The 17,692-nt window shown below is 42.5% G+C and carries 14 protein-coding genes and 7 tRNA genes; 15 read left to right on the forward strand and 6 right to left on the reverse strand.

Features of this window, described 5'->3' with window-relative positions:
• The first annotated feature begins 116 nt into the window (after positions 1–116).
• From AB1K80_RS15375 to AB1K80_RS15390, 4 genes are all read left to right on the forward strand, one after another.
• Positions 117–191, forward strand: a tRNA-Asn gene (locus AB1K80_RS15375).
• 1 nt (position 192) lies between these two features.
• Positions 193–265, forward strand: a tRNA-Thr gene (locus tag AB1K80_RS15380).
• 312 nt (positions 266–577) lie between these two features.
• Positions 578–2,017 carry a SulP family inorganic anion transporter gene (locus AB1K80_RS15385; RefSeq protein ID WP_412857682.1) on the forward strand — a complete coding sequence of 480 codons (1,440 nt, stop codon included), beginning with the start codon at positions 578–580 and terminating at the stop codon, positions 2,015–2,017.
• 28 nt (positions 2,018–2,045) lie between these two features.
• Positions 2,046–3,008 (forward strand): bile acid:sodium symporter family protein, encoded by a 963-nt coding sequence (locus tag AB1K80_RS15390; RefSeq protein ID WP_412857683.1) that lies wholly within the window; start codon positions 2,046–2,048, stop codon positions 3,006–3,008.
• Positions 3,009–3,046: 38 nt separating this feature from the next.
• Here the strand turns inward: AB1K80_RS15390 and AB1K80_RS15395 are convergent, their stop codons facing one another.
• From AB1K80_RS15395 to murQ, 6 genes are read right to left on the reverse strand one after another with little or no spacing between them, the layout of a single operon-like run.
• A complete protein-coding gene (locus tag AB1K80_RS15395) occupies positions 3,047–4,294 on the reverse strand; it encodes an exo-beta-N-acetylmuramidase NamZ domain-containing protein (RefSeq protein ID WP_412857684.1) in 1,248 nt (415 codons plus the stop codon).
• Positions 4,295–4,305: 11 nt separating this feature from the next.
• The gene (locus AB1K80_RS15400) at positions 4,306–6,225 is read right to left on the reverse strand and encodes a glycoside hydrolase family 3 protein (RefSeq protein WP_412857685.1); all 1,920 of its coding nucleotides are present in this window, start codon (positions 6,223–6,225) and stop codon (positions 4,306–4,308) included.
• A gap of 13 nt (positions 6,226–6,238) precedes the next feature.
• Positions 6,239–7,573, reverse strand: coding sequence for a penicillin binding protein PBP4B (pbp4b, locus tag AB1K80_RS15405; protein ID WP_412857686.1), 1,335 nt, complete (start codon positions 7,571–7,573; stop codon positions 6,239–6,241).
• Between the two features lie 13 nt (positions 7,574–7,586).
• On the reverse strand, positions 7,587–8,966 hold the full coding sequence (locus AB1K80_RS15410) for a PTS transporter subunit EIIC (protein ID WP_412857688.1): 1,380 nt from the start codon (positions 8,964–8,966) through the stop codon (positions 7,587–7,589).
• A complete protein-coding gene (locus AB1K80_RS15415) occupies positions 8,963–9,832 on the reverse strand; it encodes a MurR/RpiR family transcriptional regulator (RefSeq protein ID WP_412857689.1) in 870 nt (289 codons plus the stop codon). The genes AB1K80_RS15410 and AB1K80_RS15415 overlap by 4 nt, the downstream gene beginning before the upstream one ends.
• 15 nt (positions 9,833–9,847) lie before the next feature.
• Positions 9,848–10,705 carry an N-acetylmuramic acid 6-phosphate etherase gene (murQ, locus tag AB1K80_RS15420; RefSeq protein ID WP_412857732.1) on the reverse strand — a complete coding sequence of 286 codons (858 nt, stop codon included), beginning with the start codon at positions 10,703–10,705 and terminating at the stop codon, positions 9,848–9,850.
• 271 nt (positions 10,706–10,976) lie between these two features.
• Between murQ and AB1K80_RS15425 the strand changes: the two genes are divergently transcribed.
• The 11 genes from AB1K80_RS15425 to glmM all read left to right on the forward strand — a co-directional run bounded on the left by AB1K80_RS15425 (position 10,977) and on the right by glmM (position 17,620).
• Positions 10,977–11,051: transfer RNA gene (locus AB1K80_RS15425), tRNA-Glu, on the forward strand.
• A 6-nt stretch (positions 11,052–11,057) separates the two neighbouring features.
• Positions 11,058–11,133 (forward strand) — tRNA-Val (locus tag AB1K80_RS15430).
• A gap of 3 nt (positions 11,134–11,136) precedes the next feature.
• Positions 11,137–11,209 (forward strand) — tRNA-Thr (locus AB1K80_RS15435).
• A gap of 28 nt (positions 11,210–11,237) precedes the next feature.
• Positions 11,238–11,322, forward strand: a tRNA-Tyr gene (locus AB1K80_RS15440).
• Between the two features lie 4 nt (positions 11,323–11,326).
• Positions 11,327–11,398 (forward strand) — tRNA-Gln (locus AB1K80_RS15445).
• A gap of 136 nt (positions 11,399–11,534) precedes the next feature.
• Complete coding sequence (rocF, locus tag AB1K80_RS15450; protein ID WP_412857690.1) at positions 11,535–12,446, forward strand: arginase; 912 nt, start codon at positions 11,535–11,537, stop codon at positions 12,444–12,446.
• Positions 12,447–12,641: 195 nt separating this feature from the next.
• A complete protein-coding gene (sigW, locus tag AB1K80_RS15455) occupies positions 12,642–13,205 on the forward strand; it encodes an RNA polymerase sigma factor SigW (RefSeq protein WP_412857691.1) in 564 nt (187 codons plus the stop codon).
• Between the two features lie 14 nt (positions 13,206–13,219).
• Positions 13,220–13,846, forward strand: a complete 627-nt coding sequence (gene rsiW / locus AB1K80_RS15460; protein WP_412857692.1) for an anti-sigma-W factor RsiW — start codon at positions 13,220–13,222, stop codon at positions 13,844–13,846.
• 193 nt (positions 13,847–14,039) lie between these two features.
• Complete coding sequence (gene cdaA / locus AB1K80_RS15465; RefSeq protein WP_412857693.1) at positions 14,040–14,861, forward strand: diadenylate cyclase CdaA; 822 nt, start codon at positions 14,040–14,042, stop codon at positions 14,859–14,861.
• A complete protein-coding gene (locus tag AB1K80_RS15470; RefSeq protein WP_412857694.1) occupies positions 14,854–16,203 on the forward strand; it encodes a YbbR-like domain-containing protein in 1,350 nt (449 codons plus the stop codon). The genes cdaA and AB1K80_RS15470 overlap by 8 nt, the downstream gene beginning before the upstream one ends.
• Before the next feature lie 70 nt (positions 16,204–16,273).
• Positions 16,274–17,620 (forward strand): phosphoglucosamine mutase, encoded by a 1,347-nt coding sequence (gene glmM, locus AB1K80_RS15475; RefSeq protein ID WP_412857695.1) that lies wholly within the window; start codon positions 16,274–16,276, stop codon positions 17,618–17,620.
• The last annotated feature ends 72 nt before the right edge of the window (positions 17,621–17,692 follow it).

Raw genomic sequence — 17,692 nt, forward strand, 5'->3', positions numbered from 1 at the left:
ACACGGAAGTTAAGCTCTTCAGCGCCGATGGTAGTTGGGGGCTTCCCCCTGTGAGAGTAGGACGCCGCCAAGCTTTTTGTTTATATCCTTCCAATGGAAGAAGTTACTTTATCCATTCCGCAGTAGCTCAGTGGTAGAGCTATCGGCTGTTAACCGATCGGTCGTAGGTTCGAGTCCTACCTGCGGAGCCATGCTTCCATAGCTCAGTAGGTAGAGCACTTCCATGGTAAGGAAGAGGTCAGCGGTTCGAGCCCGCTTGGAAGCTTTCCTCTATATATTGATCTGACAAGGTTTCTCAATGATGAGAAGGCTTTTTTTGTGTTTATTTATTGGAATTACCGTAACACACTCAGCTCGTCGTCTTTTCCCAATAATCATTACCTTTATTTTGTTCTTGATTCTTATATGTATTTCTTTTATTCTTACTAAAGTGAAACAATCCTCTAACTAAATAGACTCTGTACGTTCCTCTTTATCTTCGAAAGTGATGTAATGTGTGATCCCCCGTTTTTGTCTCGTTCGGTTTCTTTTATCTTCTTTTCATTGTTCGGTATGTATATAAAAAGGAGTAGATGGTTTGAAAGATTTATTTGTAAAGCAAGAATGGTTTGGGCATGTGCGTCAGGATGTACTGGCAGGGATATTAGTAGCCCTGGCTTTGATTCCGGAGGCGATTGCGTTTTCAATTATTGCGGGCGTTGATCCAAAGGTTGGATTGTATGCTTCGTTTTGTATTGCCATTGTGATTTCATTTGTTGGTGGAAGGCCTGGAATGATTTCAGCTGCAACGGGTGCGATGGCACTTGTCATGGTCGATTTGGTAGCAGACCATGGATTGCAATATTTATTTGCGGCTACCATTTTGACTGGATTGCTTCAAATTATATTTGGAGTGTGTCGTGTTTCTCGATTAATGAAATTTATCCCGAGATCTGTCATGGTTGGCTTTGTGAACGCCTTGGCCATTATGATTTTCATGGCTCAGCTTCCACACTTCGTTGGGGAATCACTAGTGATGTATATTATGACGGGTGGTGCGTTGCTGATCATTTATCTGATGCCAATGGTCACGAAAGTCATCCCATCGCCACTTATAGCGATTATTGTGATGACCGTGATTGCCGTGTTTGGACATATCGATGTCAGAACCGTTGGGGACATGGGAGATCTGCCTAGTTCCTTACCTGCTTTTCTGATACCAGATGTACCGTTTAACCTAGAAACACTTGCCATCATTTTCCCTTATTCTTTATCACTTGCGATGGTTGGTTTACTTGAATCCCTTTTAACTGCACAGATTGTGGATGACATGACCGAAACCACCAGTCGTAAAAACAAGGAAGCGAGAGGTCAGGGGATTGCCAATATGATTACTGGTTTCTTTGGTGGTATGGCTGGCTGTGCGATGATTGGTCAATCGGTCATCAATACAAAGGCAGGAGGACGTGGGCGTCTTTCTACTTTTGTAGCGGGTGCATTCTTAATGGTGTTGATTTTTGTAATGGGTGATCTTGTTGTTCAGATTCCAATGGCTGCTTTAGTGGCAGTGATGATGATGGTGTGCATTGGGACTTTTGATTGGAGTTCTTTCCGACAGTTGAAAAAGAATCCGAAGACAGATTCTATTGTGATGTTGGTTACGGTTGTGATCGTGATACTAACTCATGATTTATCAAAAGGTGTTTTTGCGGGAGTGCTGTTAAGTGCGATTTTCTTCGTGGCGAAAATATCGAAGCTTCGCATTGTGTCTTCAGAAAGTACAGAAGGAACTTGGATCTATCGGGTCAAAGGGCAAATATTCTTTGCTTCTGTGACGGATTTGGTTCAAGCATTTCATCTAGGTGAAAACCTTCAATCGGTTGTGATTGATTTATCTGAAGCGCGTATTTGGGATGAGTCAGGTGTGGCTGCGATCGAACGTGTAAAAGAAAAGTATAGAGCAGCAGGTATAGATGTTGAAGTCGTGGGTATGGATACAAATAGTCAAAAGCTTGTAAAGCAAGTAGTCGGTTCTTAAGAACAATAAAAGGATGGAGGTGGCCGGCATGCTTGTCCGTTTGAATCAAGTGCTCGGCCGGATGATGCCATTGATTACTCCTATTAGTGTGTTACTAGGGGTATTATTAGCGGGATATTTAAAAGATTTTACGTATCTTGTGCCGTGGGTATTTGCTGTTATGACGTTTGCAGGAGGCCTGTCTGCTAGTTTTTCGGCTTTAAAGCATACGGTGATGCATCCATTGCCTTTGATCTTAACGTTTATGATTTTGCATGTGTTGATGCCCCTATATGCTTGGTCGGCGGGGCATCTACTCTTTGCGGGTGATTCTTTGACAATCACCGGTTTGACACTTGCGATGGTGATTCCGACTGGTGTATCCAGTTTAATATGGGCGGCGATGTATAAAGGTAATGTTGGGTTAACTCTATCCATTATTCTAATCGATACAATGCTTTCTCCTTTTATTGTGCCAGCCAGCTTGTCACTGCTCGTAGGTACCCAGGTACATATGGACGTGATGGCGATCATGAAGGGTTTGTTTGGGATGGTGGTGATTCCTTCTATATTAGGGATGCTTGTTCATCAATATGTAAAACCACAGGTGACGAAAGCCATCAGTCAAACGCTCTCCCCATTTTCGAAAATAGGTTTGTTCATTGTCGTTTCGATTAACAGTTCTGTTGTTGCTCCTTACTTGCGTGAGCTAGATGCTGCTTTTTTTAGTAAGGCATCAGTGGTGTTTTTCATTGCGATGAGTGGTTATGCGTTTGCATGGATGATTGCGAAGGCAATGAAATGTACGCAAGGGGAAATTGTAGCTATTGTGTATACAGGGGGAATGAGAAATATCAGTGCAGGTGCTGTACTTGCTATTAGCTTTTTTCCCCCAGCAGTTGCAGTTCCGGTTGTGATTGGTATGTTGTTCCAACAAGTGCTGGCTGCTCTTTTTGGCTTTTTGCTTCATCGTTTTGAACTGAACACATCTGGTATAACTAAATCTATATAAGAAACCTCCATCTAAAAGGATGGAGGTTTTTTTGCGCCTTAATACATGAGGTATTTCTTTCGTTTCTTTTCGAATGTTTTGAGGTCGTGATGATAGCGTTTCATGATGTGTTTGATTGATGTGCCTTGTTTGATTTCTTCTTTGACCCAGCCATTCCCGATGAGTTTATCAAAGCTGCCTGTTTGTAGGAACTGAAAGTCATGAGGATACAAATCATGTATTGCTTTGATGATAGACAATCCTGTTTTGACTGCGTCAAATGAAGATCGATCTTTTACATATAGCTGTACGCCATGTGACAAAGTGCCAGCATGTTTTGAGAAGGTTGGTGTAAACGAAACTGGTCTAAATTGAACCCCTTTTAAGTGCAAACGGTTTAAATGATCAGCAAGCTCGTTGCTATTCATATATGGAGCACCAATGAGCTCAAATGGCTTTGTCGTTCCTCTGCCCTCTGAGACGTTTGTGCCTTCAATTAGACCTGTGGCAGGATAGACAAAGGTACTATCAACTGTCGGCATGTTAGGGGAAGGAAGGACGAACGGGAGCCTTGTGTCATCGAACGTCATGTCTCGCTTCCAATTTTCCATTTTAATCACTGTTACATCTGCGTTGATATCAAACTCTTTATTAAACATGTTTGCGAGTTCCCCAGTGGTCATTCCATGTCTTAATGGGATTGGATAGAGGCCTACAAATGAGGCGTGTTCAAGTTCTAGTACAGGTCCCTCTACTTTAAGCCCGCTAATGGGATTTGGACGATCTAAGACAACAAAGGGAATGTTGTTTTCTTTTGCCGCTTCCATGGCATAGGCCATTGTATAAATATAGGTGTAATAACGAGTGCCAACGTCTTGAATGTCAAATAGAAGCATATCTACATGTTGAAGCATATCAGGAGTTGGTTTTCTCGTTTTTCCATACAAAGAGTAAACGGGTAGGCCTGTTTTTTCATCGGTATAGGATTCGATGCCTTCTCCTGCTTGTGCATCGCCGCGTACGCCGTGTTCAGGTCCATATAAGGCGGTCAGCTGAATATTTGGGTGTTCAAAGAGGAGGTCGACACTGCTTTTCATGTTTGAATCAATGCCGGTTGGATTCGTAATGAGCCCTATCCTTTTTCCTTTTAGCCATGAGAGGTTACTTGAGAGTAAGGTTTCGATCCCTGTTTTGACAGCTGTTTTTTTTCCTATTGTGTCTGTTCGTCCTTGATCTGTGGGGGAGGCTGCCGTCACTGTACTTATCATGAGAATGCTTGCGAGTATCAGGCAAGTCGTCTTCTTCAAAGGAATCCCTCCTATTTGATCTGCTTTCCTTTCAAGTTCAGTCCATAGCCAAAAGGGTAAAGGATTTGATTTGAATGAGTGACAGATGGGATATTGACTGGTAGTTTACCTTTAGGTGTTGCTGCTCCAAAGATTACTTCTAGCCCGGCAGGAATATTCGGTTGGTTGAATTGTCCGTTTTCGTACCCTTTAAAACCATAAACGGCAAGTAAGGCATCTGCTTCTTCAAAATTTGCGGCGTCATAAGGATTTCTAAGACTCATCATCACCATTTTTTTGTTTTGTGACATGGCTTCTTTCATGACAGCACGAGGGAAGGCGGTTGCCCATTTCTTTGGATCCTGTACATTGTCATCAATCACACCATCATTCACAGCTGGGTCATTTTGGATGACGTAAGAGCCTGTAATGACATAATCTGACTCTTGAATCAGTTTGGCTGTTTCCTTTGAGAAGGTTTTATTTGCAAAAGCGTATGATTGAAGATGGACAGGCTTAATCTTTTTTTGCTTGATTAGTGATTCAATGGTGACCTTCATTGCTTTTGTTTGGTCTTCGTAAGGTGCCATGACCACAATGTTGTTACCCTTTTTAGGCTTAAAAGGTAAGATCTTGTTTTTATTTTTAAGCAAAGTGATTCCTTCACGCGCCATTTTTTGTTCTGCTTTACGATGCGACTTTTTCCCAACGATTTGAGTCGCCTTTTTGATTTTTTCTTCAAGAGTTGCTGGTTTTTTGGTGGAAATGATGCCGCGTTTGATCTTTAATTGAAGAATGTTTTCGACAGATTGGTTGATCTGAGACATCGGGATTTCCTGATTTAAAACGGCTTGTTTTAAAGCATTGAACACATTGTCTAGGTTTTTCTCCGTTTTTAGGGAGGTGACAGGTGCTGGCATGAGGGCGATGTCGACGCCTGCTTTAATGGCCATCACTACGGCTTCTTTCTGTCCGAAGTTATCCGCAATCGCTTTCATATTTAAGGCGTCCGTCACAACAACACCTTGAAAGCCCATCTCTTTTTTTAATAAGTGTGTAATCACTTTTTTAGATAGAGTAGCGGGAACCATGATTTTTTCGCCATCTTTTTTACTTTGATAAGTTGTGTCGTCAATAGCTGGGAATTGAACATGGGCGGTCATGACCATATCCGCACCTGCGTTGATTGCTTGTTGAAATGGATACAGTTCAACCTCTTTTAAACGATTTATGTCATGTTCAACGAGTGGCAGTCCGTAGTGACTATCGACAGCTGTGTCACCATGTCCTGGAAAATGTTTTAATGTGGATATGGTCTTTTCCTTTTGAAGTCCTTTCATCGTTTGAAGACCAAGTCTTGTGACAAGTGCAGGGTCAGAGCCAAAGGAACGGACACCAATGACGGGGTTATTTGGGTTATGATTCACATCAAGAACAGGTGAGAAGTTTGTATTGATGCCTAAAGCGTTTAATTCTTTCCCGATGATTTTTCCTGTGTCATATGCATTTTTTATACTTCTAGAGGCGCCAATCGACATATTTCCTGGGAAATGTGTTCCCTTTTGTAGTCTTGTGACGATTCCTCCTTCTTGATCAATTGAAATGAGTAAAGGAATGTTTGGGGATGCTTTTTGAAATTCATGAGTGAGTTTGACGGTTTGTTTTGTTTCAGTGACATTCTCTGCAAATAAGATGACGCCGCCTAGATGATATTTTTCCACAAGTTGAGATACTTCTTTGTTCATTTTTGTTAAGCCTATAGGTGAAGATTCATTTTTTGTTTGCCAATGACGAAAGTCTGGCATGAGCATTTGGCCAATTTTCTCATCGAGTGACATGTCTTGAACCATTCGCTTAGCCGTTGGAATGGGGGCAGAGCTAACCTTCTCCATTGGAATGGATGAGGTTAGCAAGGACAACAGTAGGGTAGCGGGAACGAGAGATTTGAACATCTAATTCCTCCTTTTACTGAAAAGATTCGTAGATTGCGGTCATGATGCTTCCATAAGTACCCGTAGGGAACAGGTCACCTGAAAATTGATTAGGATTGGTTCCAGGTGAAATGACAGGCGAATGTTTTTTATTCGTTAATAAAACGATGCCTAGTTGATGTTTTGGGTCAATTAATGTCATTGTTCCAGTCCAACCCGTGTGACCATATGCTTCTTTACTTGCATGTGTCCCAAACATCCAGTTCATGTCAGTGTGTCCGTTTTTTCGCCAGCCTAGACCGTAAGTTGGATTCGTGTCTGAGGATGTTGTAAAGAGATCAATGGATGCTTGATCAAAAATAGTTGTCTTTCCATACTTGCCTTTGTTGAGCATAAGTTGGAGAAGTACGGCCATATCTGAAGTGTTAGAGAAAAGACCTGCATGACCTGAGACTCCAGCCATTGAGTAGTATGCTTTCTCATCGTGTACTTCACCTAGCAAGGTGTATCGTCGAATATGTTCAAATTCAATCACACCATCACGTGTATTCCCTAAGCGCTCTGTTGCTGCAAAATGCTTCGGTTTGAATCCTTTTTGCAGTGGATTGAATGTTGTATGTTTGAGACCTAGTGGCCGATAGATCGTAGATTCTACATATTGATCAAGAGGCATTCCTGTCTTTTTTTCGATAATCATGCCTAAAAGCATGTAGTCGATATCGCTATATACATGCTGCGTTCCTGGCTCGTATTGCAGGGGTACTTTAGGAAGCCACTTCATGGTCGTTTCTCTATCTTGTGAGAAAAATGAGCCAGCTGCTTCTTTGCTATAAAATAAGACACTGGATGGGAGCCCTGCAGAATGGGTGAGAAGATCCTTTACACGAAGTTGATCTTTTCCGGTTATCTTAGCTGCCCGTTCATCTTGAAAGTCTGGGAGAATCGCTTGTATTTTTTCATTCACGTCTAGTTTTTGTTCGTATACAAGCTTTTGAAGGGCATAGTTCGTGGCATACATTTTTGTGTTAGACGCCAAATCGAATAGTGTATTCTTTTTCATTTTTTTAAATGACTTGAGTGTGGATGTACCGTTGTATTTTTGCCGATAGCCGTAGGATTTTTGATGGACGATCTTCCCGTTTTTGATGATGATGAGAGCGGCTCCTGGAAATCCAGCGTCGATATCGTTTTGAATCATTTGATCAACCTTCCTAAGTTGCCTAGAAGAAAAGCCTACTTGTTCTGGCTTTTTCACTTTTTTTAAAACAGGGTATTCTTCAGGTGCATGGAGAGAGCTAGTTGCGAATGTTTGCACAGGTAAGCCAATGAGCATCAGCAGACATGTCATGATGAAAAAGTATTTCTTCAATTGCGGCGCCTCCTTATTCATTCGTATCCTTGAATTCACTCGCCATGTCATCATGAAATCCAAATAAGTATGTGAAGATGAATCCAGCCAAATATGCAATGAACAGACCGATTAAGTAAAGAAGCATTTGATGTGTGTGGACAATAAAGGTTAGCGGGAGTCCAGAGACACCAATTGCTTTGGTTGCAATTTGGAAATAGGCTTGAAATGCGCCGCCGATTCCAGCGCCGAGACAGGCAGTGAGGAACGGTCTTCCAAGTGGCAACGTGACACCGAATATAAGTGGTTCTCCAATGCCAAGCATACCTGAAGGAAGTCCACCTGCAATGGCTCTTTTTAGCTTTTTCTTTTTCGTCTTCTTTAGAATTGCGAAAGCAGCTCCTACCTGTCCTGCGCCTCCCATTGCAAGGATTGGCAGTAGAGGATCATCCCCAATGGAATGGATGAGCTCCATGTGGATCGGTGTTAATCCTTGATGAAGTCCTGTTACAACTAGAGGGAGGAAGGTAGCACCTAGTACAAAACCAGCGAAGATACCGCCAATGTTTAATAGGTAAGTGAGTCCAGCGGTGATGAGATCAGATAGAAACCCGCCAACTGGCATGAAGATCACATACGTAAAGATACCTGTAATGAGGAGTGTGATGGTTGGTGTGACGATGATATCAAGTGATGGTGGAACGAGGCGTCTCATTCTGGTTTCAACGAATGCCATAAAAATGGCTGCAAGAAGCACCCCGATCAGTCCGCCTCTTCCTGGTAGAATATTTGTGCCAAATAAAATAATGTCTGCTGAGGCTGGGTTGATGATGAGAATACCAGCGAGTGCACCTAATGCAGGTGACCCGCCAAATTCCTTCGCGGCATTTGACCCTACTAATATACCGAGATAGGCAAACAAACCTGAACCAATGACCGTTAAAATCATGGCGGTTTGCGATTTTCCATCAAGCCAGCCTGCTTGCACGATGGCTTTTGTGATTCCTGTAATAAGACCTGAGGCAACGAGTGCCGGAATGATGGGAATAAAGATGCTGGCAATGCGTCGTAGAAATAATTTGAAGGGGGTACGGTTTTTCTGTGAAATGGCTTGCTTGTTCTTTTTTGCTTCGTCATTTAAATGGTATGTTCCAGAGTTGCTTAGTAGCTGTTCAAATGCAATTGATACTTGATTGACAACGCCGGTGCCTAAAATGATTTGAAGTGTTTCCGCCTCGACGACGCCAATCACGCCATCAAGCTCTTTCATCTCTTTCATTTGTACTTTCTCGTTGTCAATCGGCGTAATACGGAGACGTGTCATGCAATGTGTATGGGAAGAAATATTATCTGAACCACCGCAGAGCGAAAGAATATCTTCCGCTAACTGCTGATATTTCTCTTGCTGACTCATGTTGAATCCCCCTTTGTTTTCCGTTTCATGGAGTGGATGGCATGCCTTGTCTTATCAATATAATGTGCGGTTTGCACGTATTGACGGGAAGCGACACTGAGGAATAAGACATCGATTAAGTAGAGCTGTGCCAACCTAGAGGAAGTGGCAGCACTTCGAAAGGGCGCCTCATTGGAACCGGCAGTTGATAGATGTACATCACATAACGCAGAAACGCTAGTCTGACCTGGATGCGTTAGGGCAATGGTTTTCACTTGCTGATCTTTGGCGAGTTGTAATGTCTGAATGATATCTATTGTTTCCCCTGAAAAGGATATTCCGAAAACAATGTCGTCCTTTCCCGCATTTGCGATGACTGTGGAGGCGATGTGCATGTCAGTAAATGCTGTGGCTGCATAGTTGATTCTCAGAAATTTCTGCTGTGCATCGGCGGCAACAATGCCAGATGCACCAACGCCGATAAAATGGATTTGTTTTGCTGATAGTAGTAGCTGAACAGCTTTTTCTAAAGAGTCTTCATTTAAAAGAGCCGCCGTGTCTTTTATGGATTGAATTGAATTTCCTGCTGCTTTTTGAATAATGGAGTGAAGAGGTTCATCTTGTTCAATATCTCTATAGCCTTGTTTATTAGTATCCATTAAATCCCCAGCAATTCGCATTTTTAAATCATGATACCCATTTAGCCCAAGAGATTTACAAAGGCGGATGACGGCAGAGCTACTTGCGCCAGCAGCCTGACTCATTTCGTGTATTGTGCTTTTTATGACTTTGTCAGGATGGGCGATGATATAGTCTGCGATCATTTTTTCGGATTTGGGGAGTTTTGATTTCATTGTATGGAGTAAGGTCAGTCCACCTGCTGACATAGAGTACCCTCCTTTTTAGGATTGATCATGTAAAATGGCTTTGTTAATGTGTCCGTTCGTTTGGTTTAGTAAGTCTTTCGCTGTTTTCTTGTCTGTGTTTGTCTGAAGCATGACGATGGCTGTTTTGACTTCAAGGTCTGCTGCTTCCAGTGTTTCTGTTGCATGTTCATAGGAAGTGTTTGTCACGTGTTGAATGATAGAGATGGCGCGTTCTTTTAGTTTATGATTGCTGACTTTCACATCGACCATGAGATTTTCATATACTTTGCCTTGTCTAATCATGACAGTGGTAGATATCATATTTAAAATCATCTTATGAGCGGTTGCTGCTTTCATTCGTGTCGATCCGGTAATTGCTTCTGGTCCAACGACCACTTCAATGGCGCAGTCAGCTAGCTGGCTTATCTCCGCTTTTTCGTTGCAACTGAGGGCCACCGTTTTTGCGCCAATGGATGTCGCATAGGATAAAGCACCAAGTATATAGGGAGTTCTTCCGCTTGCTGCAATGCCAACGACAGTATCTTTTGATGTTAGTTGAATGTGTTCTAAATCTTGCTTACCGGCTTCTTTACTGTCTTCTACATCTTCAGCAGCGTGTGAAAAAGCGTTGTCTCCACCTGCCATTATGCCGACAATCACATCAGGTGAAACGCTATAGGTGGGTGGACATTCAACAGCATCCATAACACCAATTCTGCCACTCGTTCCAGCTCCTAAATAAATCAACCTACCCCCATTTGTAATGGACTCATAGGCAAAATCACTAGCTATTTTTACATGTGGCAATACACAGTGAACCGCTTCAGCGACCTTCAAATCTTCTTGATTGATCATCTCGAGCATTGTGAGTGGGTCTACTTGGGAGATTTCCATTGTGTTTGGGTTTCTTGATTCTGTTGTTAAAGAACGTAGTTGAGACGGTTGCAAATAACATCCCTCCTTCTTTCTTTATTTTCAGTATATTGGTCGTGATATAAAATTTCAATGGAATATCCAAATGGTGAAACTAAATTTTAAAATATAAGGTGAAAAGAGAGGGGGAATTGTTAGAAAATAAAAAAAATAAAATTCTCCTTTACAAAAGGGGGACAACCTGTATATAATAACTTTTGTCAGCTTCACGGAAACAGCAAACTTGACGACTGGCCCGTTGGTCAAGCGGTTAAGACACCGCCCTTTCACGGCGGTAACACGGGTTCGAATCCCGTACGGGTCACCATAATGTGGAGGATTAGCTCAGCTGGGAGAGCATCTGCCTTACAAGCAGAGGGTCGGCGGTTCGAGCCCGTCATCCTCCACCATATGCCGGTGTAGCTCAACTGGTAGAGCAACTGACTTGTAATCAGTAGGTTGGGGGTTCAAGTCCTCTTGCCGGCACTGTTTTTCTTTTATCAATTCCATATGTGGAGGGGTAGCGAAGTGGCTAAACGCGGCGGACTGTAAATCCGCTCCCTCCGGGTTCGGCGGTTCGAATCCGCCCCCCTCCACCATTTTTGGGCTATAGCCAAGCGGTAAGGCAACGGACTTTGACTCCGTCATGCGTTGGTTCGAATCCAGCTAGCCCAGTCAAGACACCTTTTATAAAAAGGTGTCTTTTTTATGTTTGGAAAATGGAATGTATAACTATTCAAAATCTTGTTGAGTTGAGTCATGAGCCAGTGTAACAGTAAAATAAAGACATGAATGGAAAGGGGATGTACGTATGGGGGATAAACAAAAGATTACACTTGTGGGGGTTCCCATGGATCTTGGTCAAACGAGAAGGGGCGTTGATATGGGACCAAGTGCCATTCGATGTGCAGGAGTGAAAGAAAAATTGGAATCGCTTTCATTTGAGGTGGAAGACTTAGGGGATATTCCAGTCGAGCAAAGAGACGATGAAAAAGGACTTTTTACGAGTGAGAAGCTAAAAAATTTAACGGAAAATGCGGGGGCAAATGAGCTGCTTGCTGAAAAGGTCGACCATATCGTACAGTCCGGTTCTTTTCCGCTTATTTTAGGCGGTGATCATAGTATTGCTATTGGAACACTTGCGGGTGTTGCCAAGCATTATAAAAATTTGGGTGTGATCTGGTATGATGCACACGGCGACTTAAATACAGAGGAAACGTCACCTTCTGGAAATATACATGGTATGCCACTTGCTGTCAGTTTAGGAATTGGGCATGGTGATTTAATCAATATAGGTGGTTATTTTCCAAAAATAAAGCCCGAAAATGTCATTTTAATTGGTGCTCGCTCCTTGGACGATGGAGAGAGAGCATTGATTAGGGAAAAGGGTATTAAGGTGTATACGATGCATGAAATTGATCGGATGGGGATGACAAAGGTGATGGAGGAAGCCATTGAATACTTAAAGGCAAGTACAGATGGTGTGCATTTATCTCTTGATTTAGATGGATTAGACCCTGCAGAGTGTCCAGGTGTAGGGACTCCTGTTGCAGGTGGTATTAGTTATCGGGAGAGTCACCTTGCGATGGAGCTTTTAGAGGAGGCGGGCATTTTGACTTCAGCTGAGTTTGTTGAAGTCAATCCAGTATTAGATGAGCGAAATAAAACAGCAGAAGCAGCCGTCGCATTAATCGGTTCTTTAATGGGTGAAAAATTATTGTAAGAGCGGGACTTGTTCCCGGTCTTTTTTATTTTCAGAAAGGAAAAGTGAATTTTAAGAATATATTAAGGTTTTTACTGGCTGATAAGCGTAACACACTGTGAAAAATTTGTTACACTAAATTTTAGAGGAAAAATGAAACCTTTTGGAAAGAGGTTCGTATACATAAAGACCGGTGAAGGCAGAGGTTGAAAAATGATGGAAACAATGATTAAGAAAAGAATTAAGCAAGTCAAAAAAGGCGACCAGAATGCATTTGCAGACATCGTAGACCTGTATAAAGATAAAATTTATCAGCTGTGCTATCGCATGCTTGGAAATGCACACGAAGCAGAAGATATTGCACAGGAGGCGTTTATTCGTGCTTTTGTGAATATTGAAAGCTTTGATGTGAATCGTAAATTTTCTACTTGGCTTTATCGAATTGCAACCAACCTGACCATTGACCGTATTCGTAAAAAAAAGCCGGATTATTATTTAGATGCAAAGGTGGCAGGAACTGAAGGACTGAATATGTATTCTCAAATCGCAGCTGATGGCGTTTTGCCAGAAGATGAAGTGGTGTCTCTTGAATTATCGAGCACCATTCAGCAAAAAATTCTTAGGTTACCCGATAAATATCGATCGGTCATCGTATTAAAGTATATAGACGAACTCTCATTAAAAGAAATTAGTGAGATTCTGAATATACCGGTTGGTACGGTGAAAACGAGAATACACAGGGGGAGAGAGGCTCTCCGGAAACAGTTGAGAGACCTTTAAGTGAGGTGATTTTAATGAGCTGTCAAGATAAAATCGTCCAGCTTATGCATCAGTATTTAGACGGGGATCTTTTTCCCGAAGATGAAAAAGTATTAAAAAGCCATCTGCAATCGTGTGAGGAGTGCCGTACTCATTTTCAACAAATTGAGAAATCCATCGCGCTTGTGCAGAGTACATCTCATATAGAAGCACCATCTGATTTTACTGCAAAGGTGATGGCAGGTCTTCCAAAAGAGAAAAAGCGTGTGTCCGTTCACCGGTGGATCAAAGCGCACCCGCTCATCGTGGCCGCAGCTCTTTTCCTCATTTTAATGGGAGGAAGCCTATTTACGAGCTGGAATACGGATCATAATTTCAGTGTGTCAAAGCAACCGAATCTCGTTGTTGAAAATGATACAGTGACTGTACCTAAAGGTGAAACCGTCAAAGGGGATGTCACGGTCAAAAATGGCAAGTTGATTGTAGAAGGCAAAGTTGATGGAAATGTAACAGTCGTTAATGGGGAGCATTTGACTGCTTCTGCCGGACAAGTCACTGGTCAAATCAATGAAATTAACGAAGTGTTTGATTGGATCTGGTACAAAATGAAATCGACAGCACAAGATGTGATGAGAATCATTGGACCAGAGGAGCAAAAATAAATCAAACAGCATAGAGCAGACTCTTTTTTGGGGGCTGCTCTTTTTTTGTGCGTGATGTAAGCCATATATGGCAGGCATTTTCCTTGCTGAAACAAAATGTGGTATAATAGCCACGCTATGTATTTACACATAGGCTCTTTTTTTATTAAAATGCATCATACGAAGAAACTTGAAAAATCTGGAGGACGAGGAAATGGCTTTAGGGGATATTCCTATTTTGCAGTACCTCGGTCATGCTGTTGATATTCTCGTTGTTTGGTATGTGATATATAAATTAATGATGGTCATCCGCGGAACAAAAGCGGTTCAGCTCTTAAAGGGAATTGTGGTCATTGTTCTCGTCAGGATGGGAAGTGCGTATCTCGGTCTTAACACACTTCAATGGCTGATGGATCAAGCGATTACGTGGGGATTCCTTGCGATCATTATTATTTTTCAGCCAGAGCTTAGGAGAGCGCTTGAGCAGCTTGGGCGCGGCCGTTTCTTTTCGAGAAGTGGAACACCTGTAGAGGAACAGCAGCAAAAAACGATCGAGGCAATTACAAAAGCAATTAACTATATGGCGAAACGCAGAATAGGGGCGTTGCTGACAATTGAGCGTGATACGGGAATGAATGATTACATAGAGACAGGTATTCCTTTAAATGCAAAGGTCAGTTCTGAATTGCTTATTAATATTTTCATTCCGAATACACCACTACATGATGGAGCAGTTATTATGAAGCGTGATGAGATTGCAGCCGCCGCTTGTTATTTACCACTGTCAGAGAGTCCCTTTATCTCGAAAGAATTAGGAACTCGTCACCGGGCGGCAGTAGGTATAAGTGAAGTGACTGACAGCTTAACCGTTATCGTCTCAGAGGAGACAGGCGGCATCAGTGTCGCTAGAAATGGGGATCTCCATCGAGAATTGACAGAAGAAGCGCTTGAAAACATGCTCATTGCAGAGTTTAGTAACAACAGTAAAGATGCTTCCTCGACCAAATGGTATTGGAGGGGCAAGAAAAATGGATAAGATTTTGAAAAATCGCTGGGCCGTCAAGTTTCTTGCATTGGTCTTCGCGCTACTGCTGTATGCAGCAGTCAATTCAGCGCAAGCGCCCACGCCGAAAAAAATCGGTGAATCCTTTTTCCCAACATCTACGACAGATGAGGCAACCTTAACGGACATTCCTGTTAAAGCGTATTATGATGACGAGAAGTATGTCGTCACTGGTGTACCGCAGACAGTCAACGTCACCATTAAAGGATCAACAAGTGCTGTGAAAACAGCAAGGCAGACAAAGAATTTTGAAATATATGCAGATATGCAAAACTTGACGACAGGGACACATAAAGTTGAACTGAAGGCAAGAGATGTATCAAATGGGATCACATTAACAGTGAATCCGTCTGTGACAACAGTGACGATCCAAGAAAAAACAACAGCTGAATTCCCTGTCGAAGCGGAATTTTATAATCAAAATAAAATCAAAGACGGCTATTCACCTGAACAGCCCATCGTGAACCCGAAAAAGGTAACGGTCACTGGATCAAAGGATGTCATTGACAAAATATCGGTCATTAAAGCATTTGTGAATTTAGAAGATGTCGATCAACAAATTCAAAAAGAAGCGAAGCTCACTGTGTATGATAGCAGTGGGAACGAGTTGCCTGTCGAAGTGAGCCCATCGGTTGTGGATATTACCGTCCCTATCACGAGCCCGAGCAAGAAGGTTCCTTTTAAAATTGAAAGGACAGGTAAATTACCGGACGATATCAGTATCGAAAGCATTGAAGCGAGTCCGAGTGAGGTCACGGTGTATGGTTCTCAAAAAGTGTTGGATGCACTTGATTTTATTGATGGTGTCAAGCTGGACCTTAGCAAAATCAAAGATGATACAGAGATTGATGCCAGTATTCCACTGCCAGACGGTGTGAAGAAAGTTTCCCCTGAAACAATTAAGATCAAAGTGAAGGTTGCAAAAGCTGAAGAAAAAAAGATCGATAATATACCAATTTCCGTCGTAGGACTGAGTAAAGGTCTGACTTCTGAATTTGTGAGCCCGTCTTCTGGGCGGTTCATGTTAACAGCAAAAGGATCAAAAGGTTCGATTGATAAACTAAAGGCTTCAGATATTGAGGCCTATATCAATGTGGGAGACTTGGACGAAGGGACACACGAGGTCAAGTTGCAAGTGAACGGACCTCAAAATGTCACATGGACATTATCGAGATCAAAGGTGAAAGTCAAACTCACCTCGACCGATTCCGGGGATCAACCGGCCTCTGATCATTCATCTGATGATGACGTGAAGGAAGAGAAGAATAAAGAGCAATCGACACAGGACAAAGCAACAATAAAATCAAGTCAATGACAGCGGATAATAGAAGTACAAAAGAGGATGAAGCGACCTCTCGAATGGTAAGAAAAGGAGCGAATGAAACATGGGTAAGTATTTTGGAACTGATGGTGTAAGGGGTGTGGCGAATAGCGAATTAACGCCAGAGCTCGCATTTAAAATTGGGCGATTTGGTGGCTATGTCCTCACAAAAGATAAAGAACGTCCGAAGGTGCTTGTTGGGCGAGATACACGTGTATCCGGTCATATGCTAGAAGGGGCACTCGTTGCAGGTTTGCTTTCAATTGGTGCGGAAGTGATGCGTTTAGGTGTTATTTCAACACCAGGTGTGTCTTACTTAACGAAAGCGATGGATGCTGAAGCAGGTGTGATGATTTCAGCGTCTCACAATCCAGTTCAAGATAACGGCATTAAATTTTTCGGCGGCGATGGTTTTAAACTGTCAGATGAACAAGAGAATGAAATCGAGCAGCTCATGGATCAGCCAGTCGATCAATTACCACGACCAGTTGGAGCAGATCTCGGAACGGTCAATGACTACTTTGAAGGCGGTCAAAAATACTTGCAGTTCTTGAAGCAAACAGCGGATGAAGATTTCACAGGTATTCATGTTGCACTTGATTGTGCACACGGAGCGACATCTTCTCTTGCAACCCATTTATTTGCTGATTTAGATGCAGATGTATCGACAATGGGCACATCACCAAACGGATTGAATATCAACGATGGAGTCGGTTCTACTCATCCAGAGGCACTTTCTGCTTTTGTGATGGAAAAGGGAGCAGATATTGGTCTTGCGTTTGATGGTGACGGCGACCGCTTAATTGCAGTGGATGAAAAAGGTGGAATCGTGGACGGCGACCAAATTATGTACATATGTGCACGTTACTTGAAGGGCGAAGGTCGATTAAAGGATGACACAGTGGTGTCAACGGTCATGAGTAACTTAGGCTTCTACAAAGCGTTAGAGAAACAAGGCATTAAGAGCATCCAAACCGCTGTTGGTGACCGCTATGTGGTCGAGGCGATGAAAAAGGATGGCTATAATGTTGGCGGCGAGCAATCAGGTCATTTAATTTTCCTTGATTACAATACGACAGGTGACGGCATGCTTTCAGCCATCATGCTTGTGAATACGTTAAAAGCAACAGGGAAAACATTGTCAGAGCTTGCAACGGAAATGGAAAAGTTCCCGCAACTTCTGGTCAATGTCAAAGTATCTGATAAATACAAAGTGGAAGAAAATGAAAAGGTGAAAGCTGTCATCCAAGAAGTTGAAAAAGAGATGAATGGTGATGGGCGTATCCTTGTGCGTCCTTCTGGAACGGAGCCGCTTGTACGTGTTATGGCAGAGGCCAAAACAAAAGAGCTCTGTGATGAATATGTGTCCAGAATCACAGCTGTTGTAAAAGAAGAAATGGGTATTGAGTAAGAGTAAAAAGCAAATCGCGCCTAGCGGTTTGCTTTTTTTCACATAAACGTCATAAGTAGTGTATTCTGTACG

The organism is Bacillus sp. 179-C3.3 HS, assembly GCF_047229225.1.
GTDB lineage: Bacteria > Bacillota > Bacilli > Bacillales > Bacillaceae > Bacillus.